At 55.4% G+C, this 25,592-nt stretch carries 20 protein-coding genes; 5 read left to right on the forward strand and 15 right to left on the reverse strand.

Annotation, left to right across the window (positions count from 1 at the left end; genetic code table 11):
- Positions 1–93: 93 nt before the first annotated feature.
- The 10 genes from accC to CA54_RS24515 all read right to left on the reverse strand — a co-directional run bounded on the left by accC (position 94) and on the right by CA54_RS24515 (position 11,022).
- Entirely contained in the window at positions 94–1,431 is a 1,338-nt protein-coding gene (gene accC, locus CA54_RS24470; RefSeq protein WP_146373633.1) for an acetyl-CoA carboxylase biotin carboxylase subunit, read from the reverse strand.
- Between the two features lie 400 nt (positions 1,432–1,831).
- Positions 1,832–2,305, reverse strand: coding sequence for an acetyl-CoA carboxylase biotin carboxyl carrier protein (accB, locus tag CA54_RS24475; RefSeq protein WP_146373634.1), 474 nt, complete (start codon positions 2,303–2,305; stop codon positions 1,832–1,834).
- A 137-nt stretch (positions 2,306–2,442) separates the two neighbouring features.
- Complete coding sequence (locus CA54_RS24480; RefSeq protein WP_146373635.1) at positions 2,443–3,543, reverse strand: M24 family metallopeptidase; 1,101 nt, start codon at positions 3,541–3,543, stop codon at positions 2,443–2,445.
- A 258-nt stretch (positions 3,544–3,801) separates the two neighbouring features.
- Positions 3,802–4,443, reverse strand: a complete 642-nt coding sequence (locus CA54_RS24485; RefSeq protein ID WP_231963185.1) for a DUF4082 domain-containing protein — start codon at positions 4,441–4,443, stop codon at positions 3,802–3,804.
- Positions 4,444–4,701: 258 nt separating this feature from the next.
- Positions 4,702–5,391, reverse strand: coding sequence for a PEP-CTERM sorting domain-containing protein (locus CA54_RS24490; RefSeq protein ID WP_197532801.1), 690 nt, complete (start codon positions 5,389–5,391; stop codon positions 4,702–4,704).
- Positions 5,392–5,990: 599 nt separating this feature from the next.
- On the reverse strand, positions 5,991–6,686 hold the full coding sequence (locus tag CA54_RS24495; RefSeq protein ID WP_146373637.1) for a PEP-CTERM sorting domain-containing protein: 696 nt from the start codon (positions 6,684–6,686) through the stop codon (positions 5,991–5,993).
- A 407-nt stretch (positions 6,687–7,093) separates the two neighbouring features.
- A complete protein-coding gene (locus CA54_RS24500; RefSeq protein ID WP_146373638.1) occupies positions 7,094–7,753 on the reverse strand; it encodes an ABC transporter ATP-binding protein in 660 nt (219 codons plus the stop codon).
- An 82-nt stretch (positions 7,754–7,835) separates the two neighbouring features.
- On the reverse strand, positions 7,836–9,182 hold the full coding sequence (locus tag CA54_RS24505) for an ABC transporter permease (RefSeq protein ID WP_146373639.1): 1,347 nt from the start codon (positions 9,180–9,182) through the stop codon (positions 7,836–7,838).
- 72 nt (positions 9,183–9,254) lie between these two features.
- Positions 9,255–10,475, reverse strand: a complete 1,221-nt coding sequence (locus tag CA54_RS24510; RefSeq protein WP_146373640.1) for a hypothetical protein — start codon at positions 10,473–10,475, stop codon at positions 9,255–9,257.
- Positions 10,476–10,635: 160 nt separating this feature from the next.
- Complete coding sequence (locus CA54_RS24515) at positions 10,636–11,022, reverse strand: acyl carrier protein (RefSeq protein ID WP_197532802.1); 387 nt, start codon at positions 11,020–11,022, stop codon at positions 10,636–10,638.
- Positions 11,023–11,359: 337 nt separating this feature from the next.
- Between CA54_RS24515 and CA54_RS24520 the strand changes: the two genes are divergently transcribed.
- On the forward strand, positions 11,360–13,231 hold the full coding sequence (locus CA54_RS24520; RefSeq protein WP_146373642.1) for an ArnT family glycosyltransferase: 1,872 nt from the start codon (positions 11,360–11,362) through the stop codon (positions 13,229–13,231).
- Here CA54_RS24520 and CA54_RS24525 read toward each other — a convergent pair.
- The 5 genes from CA54_RS24525 to CA54_RS24545 all read right to left on the reverse strand — a co-directional run bounded on the left by CA54_RS24525 (position 13,228) and on the right by CA54_RS24545 (position 18,220).
- The gene (locus tag CA54_RS24525) at positions 13,228–14,499 is read right to left on the reverse strand and encodes a CinA family nicotinamide mononucleotide deamidase-related protein (RefSeq protein ID WP_146373643.1); all 1,272 of its coding nucleotides are present in this window, start codon (positions 14,497–14,499) and stop codon (positions 13,228–13,230) included. The genes CA54_RS24520 and CA54_RS24525 overlap by 4 nt on opposite strands.
- Before the next feature lie 68 nt (positions 14,500–14,567).
- Positions 14,568–15,686, reverse strand: a complete 1,119-nt coding sequence (locus CA54_RS24530) for a glycosyltransferase family 4 protein (RefSeq protein ID WP_146373644.1) — start codon at positions 15,684–15,686, stop codon at positions 14,568–14,570.
- 107 nt (positions 15,687–15,793) lie between these two features.
- Positions 15,794–16,480 (reverse strand): hypothetical protein, encoded by a 687-nt coding sequence (locus tag CA54_RS24535; RefSeq protein WP_146373645.1) that lies wholly within the window; start codon positions 16,478–16,480, stop codon positions 15,794–15,796.
- Positions 16,481–16,516: 36 nt separating this feature from the next.
- Positions 16,517–17,557 (reverse strand): flotillin-like protein FloA, encoded by a 1,041-nt coding sequence (gene floA, locus CA54_RS24540; protein WP_146373646.1) that lies wholly within the window; start codon positions 17,555–17,557, stop codon positions 16,517–16,519.
- Between the two features lie 66 nt (positions 17,558–17,623).
- Positions 17,624–18,220: an NfeD family protein gene (locus CA54_RS24545; RefSeq protein ID WP_146373647.1), complete on the reverse strand. Its 597-nt coding sequence runs from the start codon at positions 18,218–18,220 to the stop codon at positions 17,624–17,626.
- Positions 18,221–19,027: 807 nt separating this feature from the next.
- On the opposite strand from CA54_RS24545, the gene CA54_RS24550 reads away from it, so the two are divergent.
- From CA54_RS24550 to CA54_RS24565, 4 genes are all read left to right on the forward strand, one after another.
- Complete coding sequence (locus CA54_RS24550) at positions 19,028–19,876, forward strand: BON domain-containing protein (protein ID WP_146373648.1); 849 nt, start codon at positions 19,028–19,030, stop codon at positions 19,874–19,876.
- A 315-nt stretch (positions 19,877–20,191) separates the two neighbouring features.
- On the forward strand, positions 20,192–20,803 hold the full coding sequence (locus CA54_RS24555) for a hypothetical protein (protein WP_146373649.1): 612 nt from the start codon (positions 20,192–20,194) through the stop codon (positions 20,801–20,803).
- 524 nt (positions 20,804–21,327) lie between these two features.
- Positions 21,328–24,459, forward strand: a complete 3,132-nt coding sequence (locus tag CA54_RS24560) for a tetratricopeptide repeat protein (RefSeq protein WP_146373650.1) — start codon at positions 21,328–21,330, stop codon at positions 24,457–24,459.
- A gap of 183 nt (positions 24,460–24,642) precedes the next feature.
- Positions 24,643–25,557 (forward strand): MotA/TolQ/ExbB proton channel family protein, encoded by a 915-nt coding sequence (locus tag CA54_RS24565; RefSeq protein ID WP_146373651.1) that lies wholly within the window; start codon positions 24,643–24,645, stop codon positions 25,555–25,557.
- Positions 25,558–25,592 lie beyond the last annotated feature (35 nt).

The raw sequence follows: 25,592 nt of genomic DNA on the forward strand, positions 1-25,592 counted from the left end.
ACTAACGGTCCGTCGCTTTGGACTGATCCATTTCGCCACTCAATGTGGCCTATCTACTTGTGCAGTGGTGCTGATCACGACAGGACCCGCACGTTACCATGTTCGCTCAATAAATGTGGTATCGACTTTGCTCTCGGCGAAGGCGTTGTGATCAAAAATCTTGCGTGCCAGGGGAATTGTCGTAGCGATCCCTTCCACTTCAAATTCCGCCAACGCCCGCTTCATCGTCGCAATCGCCTCGTCGCGCGTGGGGCGGTGCACAATCAGTTTTCCGATCAAGGAATCATAATACGGTCCGACTGTGTAGCCTTCATGAACATGCGAATCCCAACGCACGCCGATCCCACCGGGAACGCGCAATTTCGTGATTTTTCCGGGTGAGCCGCGAAAATCGTTGTCGGGATCCTCTGCATTCACGCGGACTTCAATAGCGGACCCTTCGCAAGGAATCCCCTTCTGTTTCCAGGGCAACGCCTCCCCCGAAGCAATGCGAATCTGCTGTTGGATCAAGTCGATGCCGGTCACCATCTCGGTTACCGGATGCTCCACTTGAATCCGCGCGTTCACTTCGATGAAGTAAAACTGATTGTCCTTGTCGACAATAAATTCGACGGTACCCGCGTTCTGGTAACCCGCCGCTTTAACCAACCGGACAGCCGCCTTACAGATGTCCTGCCGCACGGCAGTGGGTAAACTCGAAGCGGGGCTTTCTTCGACGACTTTTTGGTGCCGTCGCTGCAAACTGCAATCCCGTTCCCACAGGTGCACCACGTTGCCGTGACTGTCGGCCAAGATCTGGACTTCGACGTGCCGCGGATGCTCAATGTATTTTTCGAGATACACGCCGCCATCACTAAAGGCACTCTCCGCCTCGGCTGAAGCCGCCTTGAGGCCCGACTTCAGCGTGATGTCGTTCATCGCCACCCGCATCCCTTTGCCACCCCCACCGGCGGTGGCTTTGATCAGCACCGGATAACCAATGCGATTCGCGACCTCCAAGGCCTCCGATTCACTGGCAACCAGTCCGTCACTGCCGGGGACCACGCTGACTTTGGCTTGCTCCGCAATCCCGCGGGCCGTCACCTTGTCCCCCAACTGTGCCATGGCTTCGTGCGGGGGACCGATAAACTCGATATTGCAACTACGGCAGACTTCGGCGAAATGTGAGTTCTCCGCCAAGAAGCCGTATCCAGGATGGATAGCTTGGACATTGCCCAGTTCCGCGACGCTGATGATACGGTTGATCATCAGATAGCTGTCGGTCGCGGCAGCCGGGCCGATGCAATACGCCTCATCAGCCAATTTCAGATAATGTGCACCGCGGTCCGCCTCGCTGAAGACAGCGACGGACTCAATTCCCAAATCGCGACACGCACGGAGGACCCGCAAGGCGATTTCACCACGATTGGCGACTAGAATTCGTTGAAACATGGCACCTTTGTGGGTCGCGCCCACCTCGCGCTCATTTCGTCTCGCTCAACGGCACCAGGACCGTTTCACTCGACGTGCGATAGTTCTGTTTTCGACAACTGGTTCCGTAATAACTGCTCGACCTCAAATTCCCTTGGCCGCTGCGGATTGATGCGTGATGTCACACATCAACACAAATCCGGCGACTTTACTTTCATGCGCAGGCTGTGAGCCGTACCACTGCGGCCCTCACCACAGCGACCCGTCCTCAAATCCTCTTGCGCACCCATTCCTCTTGCGGCGACTGACACCTCAGAGAAATCGCGCCACCATACGCAATTCTCGTTCCCGTCGGTCGTGGCGAGTGGCATCCGGTCAACTCTTCGTTTTACCGGTTTCGCGTTCTGGCCGAAATCGCGAATCAACCGGGCCGCACACGAAACAACGGCTGACCGAATTCCACCGGATCACCATTTTTGATTAGCACTTCAGTAATGGTTCCGGAAACTTCCGCGGGAATCTGGTTGAAGACCTTCATCGCTTCGACAATGCAAACTATTGTGTCACCGGAAACCTTCGATCCGATCTTCACGAAAGGAGGATCTTCCGGCGTCGGCGCGGTGAAAAACGTCCCCACTGTCGGGCTGGTGATCTCAATCGTGCCGTCATCCACCGCAGCAGCTTCCGCAGGCGCTCCGGCCGGGGGTGGCGCTGCCGCATAGGCGGCGTTGGGAACCATTTGCATGACGTCTTGTGGTCCGCGCCGCAACTTCCAGCGCTGCTCGCCGTTTTGCACATCGACTTCGGTTAGGCCGTGCGCTTCCATCAATTCGATCAGTTCAGTCAGGCGGGCCAAATCGACCGGACCTTGCGTCGACTGATTTTCGTCAGCCATGTGTTTCGTTCCTATTATTCATTTTGACGACTCACAAGTGCTGCCTCGGACTGCGCTGGGATGCGCCGTTCCGCCAGACACCGAAAGCCGCTGGAGTTCTAATGAGTTTCGCGTTATCTGAAGTTACGCGTTATCGGTCAGCTCAAGACAATGTCGTCGAATTTCTTAGGTGAGGAGGTCAACACATCGTGCCCATCCTTTGTCACCAACACATCATCTTCGATTCGCACTCCTCCCCATCCGGGAAGGTAAATCCCTGGCTCAACCGTCACCACCATGCCCGGTTTCAATTCCATTTCCGTCATGGAATTCAATCGCGGGCCTTCGTGGATATCCAAGCCCAGACCGTGGCCCAGACCATGATTGAATTTCTTGCCGTATCCGGCGTCCTCAATCACTTTTCGAGCAGCCGCATCCACATCGCAGCACCGCGCTCCGGGACGGACATTTCGAATCCCCGCGAGTTGGGCATTTAACACAACTCTATATATTTTCTCTAGTTTCGCCGAAATTTTACCGGTCACCAAAACTCGCGTCAAGTCGCTTTTGTACCCCGTTGGCCCATCAGCCCCCCAGTCGACCAGCACAAAATCCGCGTCGGAAATCAAGACCCGCCTAGGAGTTGCGTGCGGCAGCGCCGCGTGAGCTCCCACCGCCACAATCGGAGCAAAGCTCGAACCAGTTGCTCCGAAGCTCCGCATCGAATGTTCGAGATCATGCGCCACCTGAAGTTCCGTCTGCTCGCCACGGAGGGTTGCTTTGAGAACCTCAAACCCTCTCTCCGCCTGCGTCACCGCCTCGCGCAGCGCCGCAACTTCCGAGGCATCCTTGCACAGCCGCAATTCTTCCACAAGCCCTGAAACGGGAACGAGTTCCGCACTCTTAAGCGCCGTGCGCAGCCCCTCAGACTCATCGACCGTCGTCGAGTTGCTTTCGAAGCCCAGGTTCGCGATTTTTGCCCGCGCGGTAATTTTGGCCGCAGCGGCGACGATCCCAATCTTTTGCGGACGAATATGAACGTCCAATCCGGGACACTCGTCCGCAATCTGTGTCTCATACCGCCCGTCGCTAATCAAGACCGTGGCGTCCTGACTAACCAACAGGAAACTGTCGTCCCCACTAAAACCGGTCAGGTAGGTCACGTTCGTAAAGTTCGTCACTAACAGCGCATCCGCACCGACTGCCTTCAACTTGCGCACTACGCCCTTACGACGTTTGACGAAACGGTCCGTAGCCATGGGGGATCTCCTATCCAAGTATTTGCGGCTCACCAGTTGCCGCCATTTGAGCAATTACGGCCGAATTATTCAACAACCTTGCCGGTATCGCGAAATAACAGCAACTATATGGTCGTATCGCTACAGCTAGTTGGTGCGGCCCCACGTTGTTCGTCTTCCCCCAATCCTCCCACTGTATTTGGGGATGGATGGCTTCAGCGCACGAAAAAACCGCCGACGCGCGGGCGCCGACGGTTGGAAGTTCTTTGACAATTTGTTTCACGCAGCTTGTTGCCGTTTACGTCGCCAGCCGTAGCCGACCAGGGCGATGCCGCCGATGCCGAGGAGGGCGAAGGTGCTCGGTTCGGGGACGGCTGCGGCCATCTCAATGCTGAAACTAGGACCGTACACGCCGGGGTTGCCTGCCGTAGCCGAGGTCGGCCGAACGAAACCTGAACCAATCGAAGAAAATCTACCACCTGCAAAGGTGATGTTTGGGTCGACGCTTTGGGTCACACCGAAAGCTAAGCGGTCAGTGTTCGTGGAGAAATTCTCGCCGCCTACGATATACCCATTTCCAGCCACAAGATTCAGCGGGCTGATTGCAACCGTCCGCCAAATTCCGTCAAGAGTCGCAGCGGTTCCTGACGGTATCGCCACGGAGTCAAGTAACGTTCCATCGGGCGCCCAAATACCGACCGTGTGCCCGACGGACAGGCCGTCTTGATTCTCGTCAAACCACGACAGGCCTGTAACGGTGATGGGATTGATGACATCGAATTGCCAACCAACACTTTGGTTCAGGTTGACCCCGTTGTTACCCGTTGATGTATCAAAATCTAGAATAGGTCCAGCATTCGCCGCCTGAATGGGGACGGTGAGACAACAAATGACAGCGGCAGAAAGAAATCTACGGTTCATACGGACCTCACGAAAAAAGGAAGACAAATCTGTTGTTGGCTCCCCATCATGCAATGTCACAACCGGGATATCAAGCAAAAACACCCCAGATGCCACAAACTGCCAAATGGCGGTTTGTAGACCGCAATGTCTAGATTGCAGAGGAGGCGGCCAGTGCACAAAATAGCCCGCGAATCGGCAGGCATACGACACGAAAAAACCGCCGACGCATAACGCCAACGGTTGGTCCTGCCACACCATGTTCTTTGACAATTTGTTTCACGCAGCCTGTTGCCGTTTGCGTCGGTAGCCGTAACCGACCAGGGCCAGGCCGCCGATGCCGAGCAGGGCGAAGGTGCTGGGTTCGGGGACGGCTGAATCTAGCGGTGTAATCCGGCTGGCGGTAGCATATACAAAACCATTGCCATCGAGTTGAAGCACGATTTCACCTGAGCCGCTGGCGACCACTGAGTTCCAAGTAATGAAGTCACCGTTCGTGAAGCCATCCGAAATTGCATTGTATTGGTTACCGTTGGGAGTTGAATCCCCGAAGCTTCCATTGATCGCGTAGTCGCCAACAGGACCACTGGAAGCTCTCCGTACTCCTATATGGTCTATCTGATAAGCAGCACCTGCAATTAGCCCGCTAAAAGTGATCGAGAGGGAACTTCTTCCACCTAAAAAAGTGTCTGCGGCAGCATCGCCATCAATCCAGGCAGTGTCCCCATTCGACCAAGGCGAATTAAAAATGTCATCATTCCAGCCGCTGGAAAAACTTACACTGACGCCAGTGACCACATTGTTTGAATCGACGAGTGCAGTTGTGCCAGATGGTGCAGCAATCGTATTCCAGGTTCCACCGAAAGTTGGTGCATTCGCCGAATCGTTGTAGTCAATCAAAATCATCCCCGCCTGAGCAGAGGAAACCAAACCAAGACTGACCAAACCGGCAAGAAGAACGTGTTTCATGGGGAAGAATCTCTGAATCGAACGTGGTGCTGAAAATGAGTCGCTTGCCTATTTCGAGTCACCATTGTGCCCCAGGACAACCCGCATAGCAAGCAAAAACGGCACAATTCCTACAAACTGCCCAGACTGAGATATGCGGACCGGCATGTCGGGATATGCGGTGTGGCGTACACGGCGGAAAACAGCCAGCGAATCGGCGAGCGTGAAGCAGACAAACCCGCCGACCTTGCAAAGCGGCGGCGTCTAAGCGTTGCTCAAACGGGTGTAGCCTACACCCGCAAGCAAATTCTATCCGTAAAAAACGCGAGAAAACGGGGTGTAGCGGGCGTTGATGGCGAGCGATACCGAGGAGCGTTTGAGCCTATAAAGTAAGCGGTTTGAGCGACTTTTCGCAATCCCCGAATCCGTTATTCAACAACCTTGGTGGGATCACGACATAACAGCAGGTATATGGTCGTATCGCTACAGCTAGTTGGTGCGGTCCCACATTGGTCGTCTTTCCCCAATTCTCCCACTATGTTTGGGGATGGATGGCTTCAGCGCACAAAAAACCGCCGACGCTTGGGCGCCGACGGTTGGAAGTTCTTTGACAATCTGTTTCACGCAGCTTGTTGCCGTTTGCGTCGCCAGCCGTAACCGACCAGGGCCAAACCACCGATGCCGAGCAGGGCGAACGTGGAAGGCTCGGGGACGGCTGAATCCAGCGGAGTAATCCGGCTGGCGGAAGCATATGCAAAACCATTGCCATCGAGTTGAAGCACGATTTCACCTGAGCCGCTGGCGACCACTGAGTTCCAAGTAATGAAGTCACCGTTCGTGAAGCCATCCGAAGTCGCATCGTATTGATTACCGCTTGGAGTAGAATCCCCGAAGCTTCCATTGATCGTGTAGTTGCCAACGGGATTACTGGAAGATGCCCGTACTCCTATATGGTCTATCTGATATGCAGCACCTGCGATTAGCCCGCTAAAAGTGATCGAGACGGAACTTCCACTGCTAGAGTTTAAAAAAGTGTCTGCGGCAGCATCGCCATCAATCCAGGCAGTGTCCCCATTCGACCAAGGCGAATTGCTATTGGTATTAAACCAGACGCTGGAAAAACTTACACTGACGCCAGTGGCCACATTGTTTGAGTCGACGAGTGCAGTCGTGCCCGATGGTGCAGCAATCGTATTCCAGGTCCCACCGAAAGTTGGTGCAATCGCCGAGTCATTGTAGTCAATTAAAATCATCCCCGCCTGAGTAGAGGAAACCAAACCAAGACTGACCAAACCGGCAAGAAGAATGTGTTTCATGATGAATCTTTGAATCCAATGCGATGCTAAAGGTGAGTTGCTTGCCTTTTTCTGAGTCACTATTGTGGCCCAAGACAACCCGGAAATCAAGCGGAAGTGGCACAATCCCTAAAATCTGCCCAGAGTGAGATATGCGGACTGGCATGTCGGGATATGCGGTTGGCGTTCGCGGCGGGAAACAGCCAGCGAATCTGCAGGCGTGAAACAGACGACTAACCTCGCCGAACTTGCCACTCGGCGGCGTCTAAGTGGCGTTCAAACAGGTGCAGCCTACACCCTGCCACAAAATCCCCCCCAATAAACGCGGGAAAACCGGGTGTAGCGGGCGTTGTTTACGAGCGATGCCGAGGAGTGTTTGAGCCTATAAAATAGGCGAATCGAGCGATTTTTGGTAATTCTCGAATCCGTTATTCAACAACCTTGCCGGCGGCCATGTGAATCGTCCTCTTTGCCCGCGATGCCGCTTCGTCATCGTGTGTCACCAGCAGCACGGCTCCACCATCATTCGCAAATTCCGTGAGGTGCCCCAGCACTGCTTCCGCATTTTCGCGATCCAGGTTACCGGTCGGTTCGTCCGCCAAGATCAACTTCGGCTGATTCAAAAGCGCCCGCGCCAGCGCGGTTCGCTGACGTTCGCCGACGCTCAATTGTCCCGGCACGTGATGCAGACGATGCTCCAACCCAAACTTGGCCAGCAACTGGGCGGCCCGCTGCTTCGCATCGGCGGGATGCGTGGGGATCGAAGCGGCGAGCACGTTGTCCAGCACGCTGAGGTAGGGAATCAAGTGGAACTGCTGAAACACAAAGCCGATTTCTGTCGAGCGGAAGTGCGCGCGGGCGTCGGAAGCCATTTTGTAGGGGTCCTGCTCGTTGATCAGGACTGTCCCCCCATCGGGTGCCAACAAGCCGCCGGCTAGCAACAAGAGCGTCGTTTTTCCCGACCCACTCTGGCCCCGCACGGCGGTAAATTCTCCTGCCGCCAACTCGAGACTGACACCATCCAACGCGCGGACGGTACCGCTGGCTGAGGGGTAGAATTTTTGCACGTCCGTGACTGATAACAGCATAAGTTGCAAATCGATGTGCTTGAATGTTCAAGAAAATCGCCCCGCTGAATAGGGACGGTATGAATGCAGCGGTCGCGGGAGGTTAATCGCCCTGCAAAACAATCGCCGGATCCTGCCGGGCCGCCAACATGGCCGGCAACCAACTGGCCAGCCCCGAAAGCAACGGCGCGATAATGACCGCCAGCAACAACAGCTGTGGTTCAAACAGCCGCGCGGACTTCACCGACGTGGTCGCAAAATCGCTCCAGGAAACGCCAACCAAGTACCCGGCGGCATAACCCAGCAACGCGCCGGCGAGTCCAATCAAGATAGCCTTGCCCAGAAAAATCAACAGAATCTGCGTCGACTTCAAACCAATCGCCCGCAAAATGCCGATTTCGTTGCTCCGCTGGCGGACGTTCATCAACGCCAAAAAACCGATCCAAACCCCGCAACCGATCATCACCACCGGCACCAGCACGGCGGCGAACTCCTCGGTCTGTTTTTCCACGAGTTGCCGCCCCGCGGTCTCGCGCTCAAGCGTTTCCCGACCCGCTTCTTGTTCATGTTTTAGGGCCGCTGCGGCAGTCGATTGTGCTTTGTTGCGTGCTTCGGCGCGAGCCAACGCCGGAGGGCCACGTTCGATAACTTGCGTGCCGGGCAAGATGGCAGCGATGTCCTTGCGGATTTCAGCAAGGCGATCTTGAGTTGCGCAGTTGCATTCCAACGCCAAAATCGCGTTGACGAGATTTTGCATGCCGAGCATTTCTTGCGCTTCGGTCAAATTCACCCACACAGTACTATCGTCCGCTGTCCCGCGTTCGGGATAGGTCTCGGTGATTTTGAATTCACGATCCATCAACGTCACCGTATCGCCGACCTTCAGCCCCGCCTGCTTGTGCAATTGATAGCCCAAAACCATCGTGCCGGCCGGAACATGGTCCAGCAACGGTTTTTTAGGATCCCGATGCGCCTGCGGAACTTCGCCACGGGTCCCGGTCAGCAAGATCGTGCGATCGTACTCCTCCCACCGCAGCTTTTTGGAGACGATCGGCAGCAAGTGATTGATGGTCACTATCCGTGATTCGGCCAGGGTGGTGACAAACTTTTCCGGCATCGACTTCGACGCAGTCCCCTCAACATGCAACTCGTTGAGGTCCTGGTCCTGCGGAAGAATGAGAATATTGAAACCCAGCCCTTTGGTGATCTTCCGCATGGCGTCGTTCAATTTGGCACCGGCGGCGGCGACCTCTTTTTCTTTTTCGACAATAGCCTGTTCGACGTCCGCCTGTTTAGCCGCCAGCAACTCGCCCGTGCGGAGTTCGTTGCCCCGCACCAACGTCATTGCCCCCACAAGCGAACCAACGGCAACCGCCACCGACAGCAATCCCAACAGAAAATTGAGTTTGCGATGAGCGATTTCTCGAACGACCAAACGCCAAACATTCATGGAATTGATTCTTTAGAGCGAAAACTCGGAGACTGCCAGGAGGTAACTTTGTACCGCGATTCGAGCGATACGTTAAGTCTTCTTGCGAAACAGGAAAATGCTGGCACCAATGATGACAACCACGGCAAAGCCACCGAACATCAACAAGTTGGTCCACAAAGGACTCAGTTTGGGAAAATAGTAGACTCTCGTATCGAGGTGATTAAGGCTTTCCTCAGCAGGTTCTGTCGATTCACTTGCAACCGATTCGCTTGCAAGGATGGCCACGCTCGTAGTGGGATTTTCCGTAGTGGTTGGATCTGTGGTCGTTGTTTCATCCGTCGTAGCTGATGGTTGAATGTCTTCCGTAAAACCGCCTAACCCGGCCAACGGGGGCAATGCTTTGTCGATCTCGACTTCTTGCTCAACAAGTCCATCCCAGTCGACCGCCATGACCAAATCGACGCCCGGGTTTTGGTCTTTGACAGTACAGGTGCACGGGCCGGTGAGATCGACGCCCGCCTGCTGCACGTTCTCGGTTGTGATTCCGCCGCCGATGAGGGCATACAACACACGGCCGCGACCAAAGACTGGAAACGCCATTGGCTCGTTGAGATCATGCAAATCTTCTTCGGAGCCAAGCAACATCTCGACGAACATTTTTTCCGCTGGATCATCCCGAGCCACACGAATCGTCGAAAAGTCGAGCTTTAAGGCCAGCGGATCGATGGAGACTTCGTCCAGATCCTCGGGAGCAATTTCCGGCAACTTCAAGGTCTGGGCCATTTGCTCCGCATGTGTTTCAACAAGCTTAAAAGCAGCTTCATCCTTTTCCTGGTCCCCACTTTCCAGCAACACCAACACAGCCGTGTCGCCGGTAAGCAAACGGCGGGCGATTTCCCGGCGCGTGGGTGAATCCAGCAATCGTTGCACGTTCTCCTCCAATAGCGGCCCGGCAAAAGCGTCGACCGGAATGCGTGTGGGGAGCGGGTATCGGGCCACCAGCCAAGGGAGCGTCTCGGTTTCTTGAGACTCCCAAATCTTGATCAGTTGCGGATCAGGATCAGCGTCCAAATCGACAAGCGTTAGATTCACATTGGCATGGACCTTGCCCGCATGGCCGTCGCTGGAGAGCAAATCGGCAACCGCCTGTTGATCCTCGGATAAAGGACCGCGATGGTACACAAGCACTTCATACGGATCGGACACCCAACGCTCTAGGGCATAACGAAACACTGGCACCGAACAGGCCAAGGCAGGAACGGCGAATGCTAAACAGAGCGTCGCAACGATCACAACAGTCGACTTTTTCACAACAGGCTCTCCGGGAGATGCGTGAAGGAATGAACGAGCGGGAGATTACAAAACACCCCGCCCGACATTGTACGGTCCCCACGCCTCCGCGTCGATGTTCCCGGTCCCCTCTGCTGCTGATATCGGGGCGCTTCATACTTTATTCGTCCAATCATATCCCTCATTTCGCCGATACGGTCGCCAATGCATGTTCCACCATCGAGACCAACGCATCGACGGTGAGCATGTTTTTAATTCCCTCGACCGAAGGATCGGCCCGGAGCTGATCGATATCCAGAAACGGAAAAGCGGACTGAAACCGCTGGGCGGATGCCTCCGTGAGATTTCCAGCATCGTTGGTTTCCAAAAACCCGGCGGTGGTCAAATTTTGAAATTTCAGGTCGATACCGAATATCTTCTGGCACTGAAACGACAGATCCAACAAATCGATCGATTCCCCCTGTAAGTCATGAAAGAATCGGGAAGAGGGTTCCACCTCATCCGCATCAAGCCCCAGCACGTCCATCAGTGATTGCTGCATTTCCACATAAATTTCGTCGCGTGTCATCAAATTTCCCCCGAACAAAAAACACTCATAACAGATCGTATTTGATGCACACAATAACGCATCACTACTCATCCGTAAAGACGTTTTCGTGGGGAGATTCAGGCCTTCCCCAGTTACCGAAACGCTTTGCGGTCAGAAATCCGCCAGAAACGCTACCTCAGTCAACAGCAAACGGCTATTCCAGCCGCTCACGTTTGAATGGGGCAACCTATTCTCCCTAACATTCGGAGATTCGCGTTGCTGGCGTTAATTCCGCCGAGTGTCGATAATCCAGACCAGTAGCCACATCCTTGCAGTTCCTCAAATCAAACACCCGCCCAGCGCTGCGGATTAATTTATGTCGAATGTTCCCCCACCAACATCCAGCCGACGACGTCTGCTGATTGCTCAAGTCGTCGCTTATCTTGCGGCCTGGTGCATTTTGCTGCCGGTGGCGATCTGTCGTTGGGGCGAGACGGGGTTGGACAATGAGGATATCCTTGGCTGGCCATCCAGTTCCTATTGGGACACGCCGTTGTATCTACCGCTGTTGCTCATTGCGCCATTGGCGTGGTGGTCTCGCGGCCAGTTGACCAACCGCCGTCGTCGTCGCGATGACAACAAACCGCGCCCACTGATGTGGACGACCGATATTTCACAGAACGGACCCGCCGGGGTACGGGCTTGGATGATGGCGATCGGCTGCGGCCTTGTCGCTCTTACCGTCAGCGCGCTCATCGCACGCCACTTTGAGGGGTTGCCGCCGACTTATCACGATGAATACAGCTATCTGTTTCAGGCCAAAACATTTCTCGCCGGCAAGGTCTCGTTTCCCAGCCACGAAGCCCCGCGTCTGTTTGATCAGATGCACGTGTTGAATGAAGGTCGATTTGCCAGCCGCTACTTTCCGGGAACGGGGTTATGGATGGCGCCGTTTGTGTCCATCGGACAGCCCTATTGGGGGCATTGGTTTGCCGGAGCAGTCACGGCGTTTTTCGTTTTCTGGACTGCACGCGAATTGGGCGGCGACGGAACCGGATTTGTCGCGGGCATGCTCATAGCCGTTTCACCCGGCATGGCTTGGTTCAGCAATATGTTGCTGGCCCATCACCCCACACTCGTCGGTCTTTCACTCTTCTTGTTTGCCTTCGTACGTTGGCGAACGCGGAAACGGATCGGTTATGCCCTGTGTGCGGGAATCGGACTGACGTTTGCCATGTACTGCCGGCCCATGACAGCAGCGGGCGTGGGATTGCCGTTTGGAATTGCGTTCGCCTATTGGCTGGTGACCGCAGGGCGGTCAGCGGAGGTGCCACTGAAAACACGTTTTCTACATGCTGTTGTGCTGGGAGGGCCGATTGTCGTGGGCATGGCGGCCATGATGGCCTACAACCATGCGATTACCGGAAGCGCCCTGGATAGCCCCTACCAACTCTACACCGACATTTACACTCCGCGGCATGTGTATGGATTCAATAACGTCGTGCGGGGTGAGCAACGGCTCGGCCCGCGCGTCTTGAATGGCTATGACCGTTGGGCCCTAAACCTGACGCCGCGACTGGCGACAAAAAATGTTGTGACGCGATCGATTGCCAGTTGGCGTTGGACGTTGGGATTTGTGCCGCTGTGTATGGCAGCCATTGTATTCGTCTTGGTGGTTCCCCTCCGTGACGGCAACGCTTGGTTGATGTTCTGGGCGATCGTTTCTTTGCATGCTGCGCATATTCCCTACTGGTTTGACGGCATCATGCATTGGCATTACGTGTTTGAGTCCGGACCGCTGTGGTGCATTGTCTTCGCGGTGGCGACCGCGCGGCTGGTCCAGTTTTGGCGCGAGGAGGACCGTCCTTGGATGCCCCGTTGGTGGGCAGCTGTTGTATTGTCGGCAGTCTGGATGAGCTACGGTTCTTTTGATCCGTATTGGGAACCGCGGATCACGCATGAGATCGTCAAAGTCCGCTTCGGCCGGCAAAAGCACGCCTTGTTTCAACAGTTGATCGCGCAGCAGGCGCTGCCCAAACCGGCGGTCGTTTTTGTCGAGCCCGATCCAGGGGTATTACACATCGATTACGTGGTGAACGACCCCGATTTGCAGGCGGATGTTTTAGTCGCCCACTATCTTCCGGACGAATATTCTATAGCCGAGTTACAACGACAGTTCCCTGACCACAGTTTGTTTCTCTACCGCGCACGCACAGGAGAATTCGGACCGTTGCCGTTGGACCGCTAATCAGCGGACAATCCGCCCGTCATGGAAAGACGCAGCAGATTGAGCGCAGCCTTGGCTACACGGGCCTTTGTGATTCCTGGATCACCGCCCAGAGTGATCCGTCGCGAAATTGCCTCAGAGTCGCTGGCCAATGCAATATACGCACAGGGAACCGTTTCGGGCGCGATGTCCCCCGCGCTGGCGGGGCATTCGGTGACGGCCAGCGCATAGTCCGCACTCAATCGCGTTCGGCACCCAACCGCCATCGCTTCGGCCACCTCACCGCTAATTGGGCCGTGTGCTGCTAGGACCTCGGCGGGTACGGCCAACAAATCGGTTTTTGCTGAATCCGTGGGAGCAACGATACCCCCCAAATAAGCTAGGCCGAGCGCGTCGATTTCGGTGAGATGATGCGCCAACAGACCTCCCGTACCCGACTCAGCCGTTGCCAACGTCTGGTTTTGCTGAGCCAGCAAGTCAATGACCACGTGTTGCAGCTCTTGGTCTTCTTCGCCGAAGACCGATTGGCCCATGCGTTCGTAAATCAGTGTTTTGGATTCCTGAATTTTACATTCGCACTCTTCGCTGCTAGCGCCGTGCGCAGTGATTCGCAGCGTGATGGTGGCCTTGGAGACGGTAATGCCGATTTCCGGATCGCGGCCGCGGGCGGTCAGCCCGGCAAGCCATTGCTCGGCCTGCGATTCACCGGGGCCGAAACAGTTGATGCGTGCGGAACGGATATATCGCGCAGGCCCTACCTCGTTCTGCAATTTCGGCACGACCTGCTGCTGAAACATTTTGTACATTTCGCTGGGAACACCCGGCATCGCAGCGAGTTTGCAATCAGAACGGCCTTGGTCGCGAGGGATTTCCGCCCAGATCCCCGGCGCTGTTCCGCGATGATTCGGAATGGGCTGCGTGCCGCGGGGAAACATCGCCTGTACTGAGTTGCGCTCTGGCATCTCACGATTTCGACTGGCGAATAATCCCTGAATAAACTCCAACGACGGCTCATCCAATTCCAACGGCACGGCCAACATTTCGGCGAGTGCCTCACGGGTCAGATCATCTTGGGTGGGCCCCAACCCGCCGGTAATCAACACCACGTCCGCGCGGCTGACCGCGGTTGCCAGTACGTCGGCGTTGGCGGCCAAGTCATCGGCGACCGTGGTGTGATAGTACACAGGAATCCCAATGCCGGCGAGTTCTCGACTGAGCCATTGGCTATTGGTATCCAGTTTGGCGCCTGTGGTCAGTTCTGAACCGATGGAGATAATTTCAGCATGCATAGCAGGGCGATACTCAGGCACTAGCGAAGGGCAGTCCGGCCGCGGACCGGAATGCGGAGGGCAAGTCGTTATTTGGTGGTCGTGGCGGCGACAGGCGTGGCGGGTTTTTCTGCTTCCAGAATATCACGGTACAAGCCCGCGGTTTGATGAATCATCTTTTCAATATTGAAATCGGAAAGCACACGCGTCCGTGCGGCCTCGCCGATCGCGCGGGCGCGATCGGGATGATTCAACAGATCCAGAATTTTTTCGGCCAACGCCTGACTATTCGACGGCGGAACCATCAAGCCGGTCCGACCATCCTCGACCACACTATAGACTCCCCCCACGCAGGTCGCAATCACGGGTTTGGCCATCGCCATCGGCTCAAGCATGATCGTGCCCAATCCTTGCTGCAGCGAAGGAAGGCAAAAGATGTCCATGGCGGCCAACGATTCATTGAGTTCCGAAAAGTTCGGAACAAAGGTCACTTTTTGGGTGATCCCCAATTCGCGGGTCAACCGCCGTAGGTTGGCCTCTTCCGGACCGGCGCCTGCGATGAGGAATTCCACGTCGCGTCCACTCGCCAGCACTTGCTGTGCGGCGCTCAGAAAAAACGGAAACCCTTTGACTGCTTCCAATGGACCTGCTGTGCCAACGACCGGGACGTGCCCGGGTTGCAGCGGCGGCCGCGTTTGGCTGGCGTCCGGCATGCCCACGCCAGTATGGATGACGGCAATTTGGTCCTCAGCAAATGAGGTGCGTTCCAACAAGTTGGCTTTAACTGATTCACTGACGGCAATAATCTTACGGCACCATTTGAAATCGACACCGAACGTTTCTTTGTCATACAAGTGGTCGTGTACCGTGACGACGTATGGACGTTGCAACCGCCGCGCCAGCCACCGCCCATCCTGCCACATCTGCCGCGATTGGATATGCAACAAGTCAGGCGGCTTCGACTCCACATCTTTAAACATCATATGCCGCACCGCGCGTCCCCATATCGGGGTCGTTAGACGGCGATATTCTCGCAGGGGGACATCGCCCGGCATCTGTCGGCGAATTAGGTCCGCATCCGTACAATTCACCGAGACCCCGAATCCGTTTTTTGGCAGATGCTCAATTAGCCGCATCGTATACGAACAGGTTCCCCGCAATTGGAACGGTCCGGCAAAGAGCATGATGTGCGGTGGAGATGGTGGCATCGTCAATCGACGTTTCAGCACGGGCTGCGCGAACCACGTGGGCGGCAATACATGACGCCGGAGGAAAAATCGTCTTTAAAAAGGAAAAACGGAGGTGCTCTGCAGCATCAGGATCGCTTAGATCGCGGCGGCGAGAGAATTTCGTTGAGCAGAATCGCTTGCGCAGCGGATTCAGGATTGGACAGCATCTTTTGCACCTGAGTGATAATCGTCGAGCTTTGAGGAACTACTGTATCAGACGACTTCGCAGATGATGAAATTCCGAGATGAGCCGCCACACTGGCGTCCACATCGTGGCCCAACCGTTTTTCGGTTGCATCACGAACTGTGTGCGACTTCATCCGTTCTTCAATATGCCGCGTCAGATTTCCTCCAAGGTCGCGGTTGCCCGGACCTTTTCGCGTGGAGATATCGTCGCCCGGGCGTACATGTTTCTCAGGTTTGGGCGGCGGCACAGCCGGCGGAGCTTGCGTTTGACGCGGTCGGCGGTCACGGGGCTGGGGCGTCGCCGGTCGCTGCCTGTTTGCTGCGGGGCGTGTTTGTTGCGGTTTTCGTTGCCGTTGATCGCCGCGCTGGTCGGTCACTTCTTGAATGAAGATATCAATCTCGCTTTGCAGCGAATCGTCCCGTTTTTTTTGCGGCGGCCGCACGGGACGCGCTGCACGCTCGTTGACCTGTGACTTTTCTTTCAGCGCATTGATGATCCACGACACAATCCCGATCAGCACAAAGATCACTGGGAGTATATCTTCGACGCCCAACGCAAAAACGGCATGTGGCATCATATCACTCATTCCCAAGCCTCATCTCCGATCTAATTACAAACGGTTTCACGCCGGATTGCTGCCGACACTACCGCCGGTTCCGCTCCCGGCAATCGCCATACGCATTTTGGTATCGGCTTGAACGTTATGTAGATCATAATAGTCCATCAAGGCCAACTGCCCCGACTGGAACGCGTCAGCAATGGCTTTGGGGACTTCTGCTTCGGCCAACACGACTTCCGCACGGTTTTGTTGGACTTTTGCAACCATTTCTTGTTCGCGAGCAGCGAATTCAGCCCGTTTTTGTTCTGCCTTGGCTTGAGCAACCCGTGTATCGGCTTCCGCCTGATCAGCCTGCAACCGTGCACCGACATTTTCCGAAACGTCGATGTCGGCAATATCAATCGAGACAATTGCAAACGCCGTTTGCGCTTCCAGTCCCATGTCCAACACCTTGCGGGAAATCATGTCCGGATTTTCCAGCACCACCTTATAACTATTCGTCGAACCGATGGCCGAAACAATCCCCTGCCCGACACGAGCGATGATTGTTTCTTCGGTGGCTCCCCCGATCAGTTGTTTTAAGTTGGTACGCACCGTCACGCGAGCGCGTGCACGCAATTGAATTCCGTCGCCGGCGACTGCGTCCAAAGTCGATTGCCCCTTTTTCACGTCGGGACAGTCGATGACTTTGGGATACACGCTGGTTTGCACCGCTTCCAACACATTCCGGCCTGCTAGGTCGATCGCCTGAGCGGTTTCCCAGTCGAGTTCGATGTTCGCACGATGGGCTGCAATCAATGCTTGAATCACACGAGGCACGTTGCCGCGTGCCAAGTAATGCGCCTCCAGCGCCCGCGAACTGATTACGTAGGGCAACTGTGCTTGGACGGCCATGATCTTACTGCGGACGATCACCGTAGGGTTGATCTTCTGCAGACTCATCTTCACCAAGCTAAACAGGCCGATCCCGGCCCGCGTCATTTTGCACTGGATCCATAAACTGGCGTAGCGTGCAAATACGGCCATCAGCAAAATGGCGCCGAAGAAAACCGCCAGGCCGATGATAATGGTCCATTGAGATGATAATTCGGCGAACAGTTCCATGTCGGTCATTCTCTCGGCGAAAACGGTCGAATTGTCCAATACGCAGTAACCTTGTCTCTCTGCTGTTTACCCCTCTGACACATTAAAGTCAAGCGGCTCATCGCTGTCCGCATCCTCAAGCCCCGTCTTGAGATCGGCATCGCGGATTTCTTCGGCGTCGACCACGCGGACGATTAACCGATTCGATCTTACGTCGACAACACGGATTGGTTCATCACGTTCAACAATCATTCCTTCACTGGAAGCATGAATGCGCTCGCCATCGACCACCACAATGCCGGCGGGCATCAGCGGAGAAACCGTGCGGCCCTGTTTTCCGATGAGCATCTTCAATTCTCCGGCGGGTGACGTCTTAGTCAATTGTCGTTCCGCATCATCGGCGCGAAATAAGATGCGTTCCCACAACTTCAACATCCAATACCCCGCCATCGGGAGGGTGATCGCCAGTCCTGCGACGAACCCCCAAAAATAACCCGGGTTGGTCGTCCACCACGCCTGCCAGGCGCAAAACACTGAAGCTGCCAAACAGGCGATGGCGGTCACAAAGATCGCCCCGGCCGACGGAATCAAGACTTCACCGAACAACAGCAGCATTCCGATGATCGCGAGCAAGAACGCGAAATGTTGCGGTCCCCAAGCCGACATGTCCTCAAGCCCCCACATTTTCCTCTTTGATCACGGACGCACTGACTGCCTGTCAAGCGGACGTCCACATACCTCAGTTTATCCGTTACAGCCAGACTGGCAAGGGGCAGTCGAGCGATGTATCGCCGATCCGACGTCCCTCCCCGGCTCCGAAACCGACGCAACAGCTCTATGAATTTGGAGACAATCGTGGAGTCACAACCTCTTTCGTAGCCCCGATCACTTGCTCGATGCGGCCACCCGTTTCTTACTGAGAGGCGGTAGAAACCCCCACGAATCGCGACGGAATGCACGCAACTCTTTTGTTGGTTTTGACTTCCTGGCTCTCAAAATTGCGTTCCGCCCCGACTGGCGGTCTGTTTTGAGTTAGGGCTAGTCATGAACCTACCCAAATCTGCCGAAATAATCGGAAAAATTTGTCCAATCGAACCGAGACAGCCGATCTATACAGTGAGTCCCGAACCAGCCTTGCGCCGGTTCTTGATCAGTGGCTTGTGACGTAGACGGTGCCAACGAACCTCCGGCAAGGCCCGGTGGACGTGGAAACAACCACGAATGCACTGTCATTCGAACCAAGTCCTGGACATGACGAACTCGAAAGGAATGGCGTTAAACCGACGGCACGGGACTGCCGCGAACCAAACGCTGAAGCAGACTTTGCGATGATTACCGTCGCGTTTTTGAAGAGACACGAACGTGTCACCAGAGAAAAAGTAGACGAGGCGGCAGAGCATCACAAGGATTTCGCCGACGAGTCGTGTTCAACCGAACTGGCTGGCCCCAATGCCAAGCTGAACGTAAAGAAACTATCAAGGAGAGCATTTCATGCGACGTTACCACTTTTGGTTGCTGGCGCTGGGACTCATGGCGATGACTCCCGCGGTCACGGAAGCCGGTTGGTTCAGCAAAAAGTCTGACAAGCCGACGGCCGACAGCAAAGCAGTCAAATCGAATCAACAAGTTGCCGAGCAAATCGGCAAGGCTTTGCGGACTCAGGACTTGAAAGGGCATGACATCTCCGTCGAGTACAAAGGCGGTGTGGCACGTTTGACCGGACACGCCCCGAGCCTGCGTCACAAAGCGGCCATCACCAAGGTGGTCACCGGCGTTTCGGATGTCAAACGGGTTGATAACCAACTGCGGATCTCAGCACCGCGTCCGGCCGCAACGGCCCGCACGGCTGCTCAGCGTCCGACTGGACAGCGTCCGACGGCACCGCGTAGTGCGGCCCGGCCTGCGAATCCGTCTGGTATCCAACTCGCCTCAGCTGAGGAAATGCCGCATCACGGCCGCGTAACCCGCGTCCCGACATCGGTTCCTCGCCAAGCTGTCCAACAAGTCCAACACGTTCAGGGAATGCAACCGCCGGCCGGAGCACCGATCCCGTCGTATGGTGCCATGGCCACGCCCGCGTCGCACGCGGTCCAGGACATGCCCAACCTACCGACACACGCCTGGCCTGCCTATGCCTCCCACCCCAACTACTCCCAAGTCACGTATCCCAAAGAGTACAGTGCCGCAGCATGGCCTTACATTGGGCCGTTCTACCCCTATCCCCAAGTACCGTTGGGATGGCGGAAAGCACAGCTGGAATGGGATGACGGTTACTGGAAGCTGAACTTCAGCCCCCGGACCGAAAAATGGTGGTGGTTCTTGGCTCCCAAGAACTGGTAACCCCCGACGGGTTAACAGCCACACTGCAACAAATCAGTACGTGATCGACCAGATCTCCGGGAGCACCTCTCCCGGAGATCTTTTTGTTACCACGACTTGGATTCATCACACGCCGGCAAGCCAAACAACTTGACCGCGCGCCCAACGAGATGATCGTGTTGCAAGATGGACGGGACCTCGAGAATCGACAAAATCGGCATAATTGGAAGATTTTCACAAGTTGTGCACTGTCGATTCACGATAACAGTAGCAGGGAAATTTAGTATCACCCAACCAACCGGATCGCCTGATCGGAATCTTTCGGAGAACATTTCCATGAATAGGCTCAATAAGCTGACGCAAAGGCTAACACTGCTGACCGCGGTGTGCCTCGTCACCTTCACGAGTAGCGGCTGTACATTGGCACGAGGATTCCTCTGGGACCACGCGCTTGTGGCTTCCAAGTTCTGGAAGGCAACGCCGATCATCCCGGTTAGTCCTTACTTCAGCCAATTGATTGAAGATTCATACTGGGAAGAAGAACGGTACAATCGCGTGCCGATTCTGGATCCAGTCGAAGGAGAGAATGCTCCTTTGTTCTGTCAAGATCCACCGTCTGAGGACGAAGTCATGCGGGCTCTGCCGGATGACGTGGGTGGAGGCCTGCCCTTCGTTGCCGAGACGGTTCGCAACAACGTCCGCATCGTCGTAGAACCTTGTGTCGACCACGTCGGCGAATGCCGGTTCTACCCGATGGCTGGCCCGGCAAAATTGCACAAATGCCACTACAAGTGCACCGTCTACTATGACAAAATCAAACGTTCGGATTGGCCGATTCCGTTCACGACCGAAGATGCAACCGTGCAAGTGGTCTACATCGACCATGACCACCTGATTCGCTGTGCCGGCGGACCTTCCGACATCTGCGGCGAAGGTTGCGTAGAGTAAGTTCACTAGTAGTTTCGTATACCTTAAAAGTAGGGAATGGCAATCACGATGAAACACTTTCGCGATCGAGCCTTCAACCAAACTTTCGGGGCGATTGGATAACGACGGACGACACGACTATGGACTCAAAAGCCGCGTCGGCGACATTGCCGACGCGGCTTTTTGTCTTGAGTTCACCAGCGACTCCCCGGCCAGAGAATGCAAACCATCGTCTTGAAACCGTTATTGCACAAATTGCCGTTCGGGAAATGACGTGGCTGTATTATGTTGCCTGGGGATCTGCATTTTGAATTCTGCAGAACAGACCGTTCTCACCAACCAGCACCCTTCACATACGATCCCGCTTGCCGAGCCAGCCTCGATACAGGTAACATAACCAGCCTGGAAGCGGTATTTCTTGCAGAAATTCAACATTACCGTGGAAGGGGCGGTCGTCGCCCGACTCCGGCGACGAAGCGAGTCTAGACTTCGCGACGAAAACGTTTTCACGTTTTAAACGGTCAGAGACAGTTAAGGTGAAGGGAATGGCACAAGTCGCATCGAAACGATTCCACACCCTGTTAAACAAGTCGGTTTTAGTGCTCGCCTGCGCGACCACCGCTTGCTTGGCATTGGCTGATGCTGCATCTGCTGAGGGTCTGGAAAGCTACCGGCTTGCGACGGGTTATTATCAACGCGCCAAGTGGGCCCTCTCGGTCGACGAATTCCGTACGTTCCTCAAAGATCTGCCGGACCACCCCAAGGCCGAAAAGGCCGAGGTTTTTCTGGGGATGGCGCTGGTCAATCTCAAGGAATTCAAACAAGCCCGCGAAGTCTTTCGGTCTTTCATCGCCAAGCACCAAGATAGCCGCTACCTCAGCCACGCCATGTACCGTGTGGGCGAATGTAGCTTCTTACTGGATGATTATCAGTCCGCCGATGGCGAGCTCGAGCAGTTTCTGCAAAAGTTCCCCAACGATCCCCTGGCCACCCGCGCGACCTACAACCGCGCCGAAGCACAATTGGCGCTTGCCAAACCGGCCGAAGCTATCGAGCTCTACAATACGGTCGCCGCAAACAAAGTCGACAAAGCGTTGGCGAACCAAGCCAAATTCGGTTTGGCCAAGGCGTACGGCCAACTTCAAAAAATGGACGAAGCCGAAGCGATCTACGCGGAATTGTCGCGAGACCTAACCGGCGAAGCAGCTGCGGAAGCGCGAATGCTGTTGGCCGACCTCTATTTCGATCAGAACAATCACGCCAAAGCAGCGACGGCTTATGCAGCTGTGGTGGAGGAATTTCCCGACAGCCCGCTGGTTGCCGATGCTCAACTGAAACTCGGCAAATCGCTTTTCGGAACGGGCGACTATCGGCAGGCCGCTGATGTTTTAAGCCACTTGGCCGACAACGAGAAGCTCTCCGCTGATGCGAGTTTTTGGCAGGGTGCCAGTTTGAAATCGGCAGGCCAGTACGCAAAAGCGGCGGAAGTCTTTGCCGTGAACTATGCACAATTGAGTGACGCCCCCGAAGCCGCCCGCACGTTGTATCACTGGGCCGATACAGAGCAGCGACTCAATCAGACCGACAAGTCGGTGGCGCACTATTTGGAATTAATCCGACGTTGGCCCGAGCATGCGTTGTCCGACGATGCCTTGCATGCTGCGGCGCTGGCGGCACTCAAGGGCAACAAACATTCCCAAGCCGAAGAACTCATTGCACGATTCACACAAGAATTTCCCACCAGCGGATTGAGGTATCGCCAACGCTTGGTTCAGGGACGCATCAATCTGGCGCTGGCCAAGACGGGAGATCCCAAGCAGACCGCTGAGCGATTCGCCGCCGCGGAACAAGAATTCCGCACCGTGATGCAAGAAAGCGAAATTGAGACGACGCAATTGCGGGCGCGTTATTTTCTCGCGTATACGATGTATGAGTTGGGCAAATACCAGCAAGCTCTGGAGGTGATCGCTCCACTGACCGCACAGCTGAATAAAAACCCGACCGACACCGCATACGTCGATGCCTATGTGCTAGATGCCCTGTGTCATCTGAAATTGAAGGAATACGGACCGGCGGGCACGTCGGTTTCCGCTTATCTGAAAATGCTTCCAGAGGGCGAATTCGTCTCACAAGCCTTGGGGATCCGCGCACGGGCCGCCGCCCACTTGGGGGATAAAGCGACCGCTGTTGCCGACCATACGCAACTCAAGTCCCGCTGGCCCCACAGCGTAGATTTTGCACGGACGACCGAAGAGTTGGCCAACATTGCTTACGACAATAGCGACTTCCCATGGGCTGCAGAGCTGTTTGAGCTTCTGTCCGTGATGGACAAGGATTCGAAATACCGGCCCATCGGTCTTTCCGGCCTGGGATGGTCGCAGTACCAACAAAAACAGTACGACCTGTCGGCCGACTCATTCGCCACCTTTGTCACTGACTATCCCGAACACAGCCTCGCGGCAGAGTCAGGGTTCAAGCACGGCGCTAGCCTGCGTGAATTGGGCAAGATCGAAGAAGCCGCCCAAGTCTTCAAGAACGTTTTCCAGGCATATGCTCCTTCCGACAAGGCGTTCGTAGCTGGTTTGGCAGCAGCGCGGCAGTTGCGCGCCTCGCAGCGTATCGACGACGCCGATGCAATGTACGCCGCTCTGACTAAAAAATACCCCCAGCGCGACGACATGGACAAGCTGCTCAACGAATGGACTGTCATGCTCCATGCGGCGAAACACTATGAACGCAGCGATGCTATCTGTCGCCGTATTGTAGCGGAGCACCTTGACAGTCCGCTGGCCAACGATGCCCGGTTGCAATTGGCCATCAGCGATCTTATCGCCGGAAAGCTGGCCGAGGCGCGGCCGGCGTTTCAGCAACTCGAATCGAATCCAAAACTCACCGATAAAATTCGCGAAGAGGCGCTCTTTCGTTTGATTGCCATCAATGTCATTGAGGAACACTGGAAAGCGGCCCAGGAGTTGAGCGAACGGTCGCTGACCGATTTCCCCCAAGGCAAACATCAATGGGACGCGCGGTTTCGCGCTGCCCAGGCCTACTATGAGTTGCGGCAATTCGACAAGGCCCGCACTGCTCTGGATGAATTACGAAAAGCCCGCACCGAGCCGGCGTTGGCCGACGGTGAATCAACCGAAGGCGAGACCGTGGAAAAGCTGGATTGGTTTCCTTCGGTTTGGCTGCTCCTGGCCGAGATTCACCTACAAGAAAAACGTTACGACGATGTCGCGGCAACAGTTGCCGAATTTCGCGCCGCCTCTCCCAAGTCACCCTACCTGTATCAGGCCGACGAAGTGCTCGGGCGGAGCTTGAATAACCAAGCCAAATTTGATGAAGCCCGCGAGGCGTTTCGCCGGGTCACGGAAAGCGAATCGGGGCAAAAAACAGAAACGGCTGCCAAGAGTCAATTTATCTTGGCGAATACCTATTTTCATCAAAAGGACTACGAGCAGGCGATTGCCGAGTTGTTGAAGGTGGATATTCTCTATGATTTTCCTGAATACCAATCCGCCTCGCTGCTGAGCGTTGGCATGTGCGAAGAAAAGCTAAATCGCTGGGACAAGGCCGCCGAAGCGTATGAGGATTTGTTAAAACGATTTCCCGAGAGTAAACATGCCGAGAGTGCGAAAGCTCGACTCGCTGATGCCCGCTTGAAGGCATCCCGTTAAACCACCATCCATTCAGGAACCAGTCGCTCGAGACGGATCTCGCCGCTCGTGCCTTGAAACAGACCTTTGAACGACGCAATGCGCGCTCCGGCGAACATTGCCCGACTCCGTCGCCGGTGCAGAATTACACCGCGTGGCATTTCCGCGAGCTTCTCGCAAAACGTGATATCGATGGAATCGATCATGTCTTGGAAATACATTGCACCTCTTCGTCTGCCCAGAGGTCATTTTGTCGCCATTATCGTCGGTTGCTGGCTATTGGCGGTCGTCCCCGCGGTGACTTTCGCTCAAGGGACCACCGAGCCTGCCGCCGAAACTGAACCGGAATCGGCCGCAGAACCGGCGCCAGTTGAGGATGCAGCCAACGATGCGAATCGTGCCAATGCGGCAGCGCGTCCCGCGACGTTGTTTGAAAAACTAACCGCCGGGAACATGACCTGGTTCATGCTACCGATTGTGATTGCCTCGATCATTGCAACCTGGTTTTCGATCGAACGCTTGATGGTATTGCGTCGTCGCACCGTGATTCCCTATGCCTTTGTGACACGATTTTTAGAACACCTTGAACAAGATCGACTCGACCCGCAATTGGCGGTCAAATTGTGCGAAGAAAACGGCAGCCCGATAGCACAGGTATTCGCCCACGGCGTCCGCAAGTGGGGCAAACCGAGCGTAGAGATCGAACAGGCCATTATCGATGGCGGTGAGCGGCAGGTCTCTAATTTGCGACGGCATTTGCGGGTCCTCAACGGTGTCGCCACGGTGGCACCTTTATTGGGTCTGTTGGGAACAGTCGTGGGGATGATCATGGCCTTTGATCAAATCGCCGGCGGCACGGCAATGGGCAAGGCCGAACAACTCGCCGGTGGCATTGGCGTGGCGTTGCTGACGACAGCCGGCGGACTGACCGTCGCGATTCCGTCGTTGATTCTCTACATGTACCTCTCCGGCCGCGTCGACATTCTGGTAATGGAAATGGACGGCCTCGCACAAAAGGTGGTCGGATTGATCTCCGCGGAATCTCTCGCCGAACGCCGCGAAAATGATCGATCATCACGAAAAAACGCCAAAGACAAAGTCAGGGCCGAATCCGCGTAAGCGTTCGCTAATGTCCAACTACCGCACTCGCCGGG

It is taken from the genome of Symmachiella macrocystis, assembly GCF_007860075.1.
GTDB lineage: Bacteria > Planctomycetota > Planctomycetia > Planctomycetales > Planctomycetaceae > Symmachiella > Symmachiella macrocystis.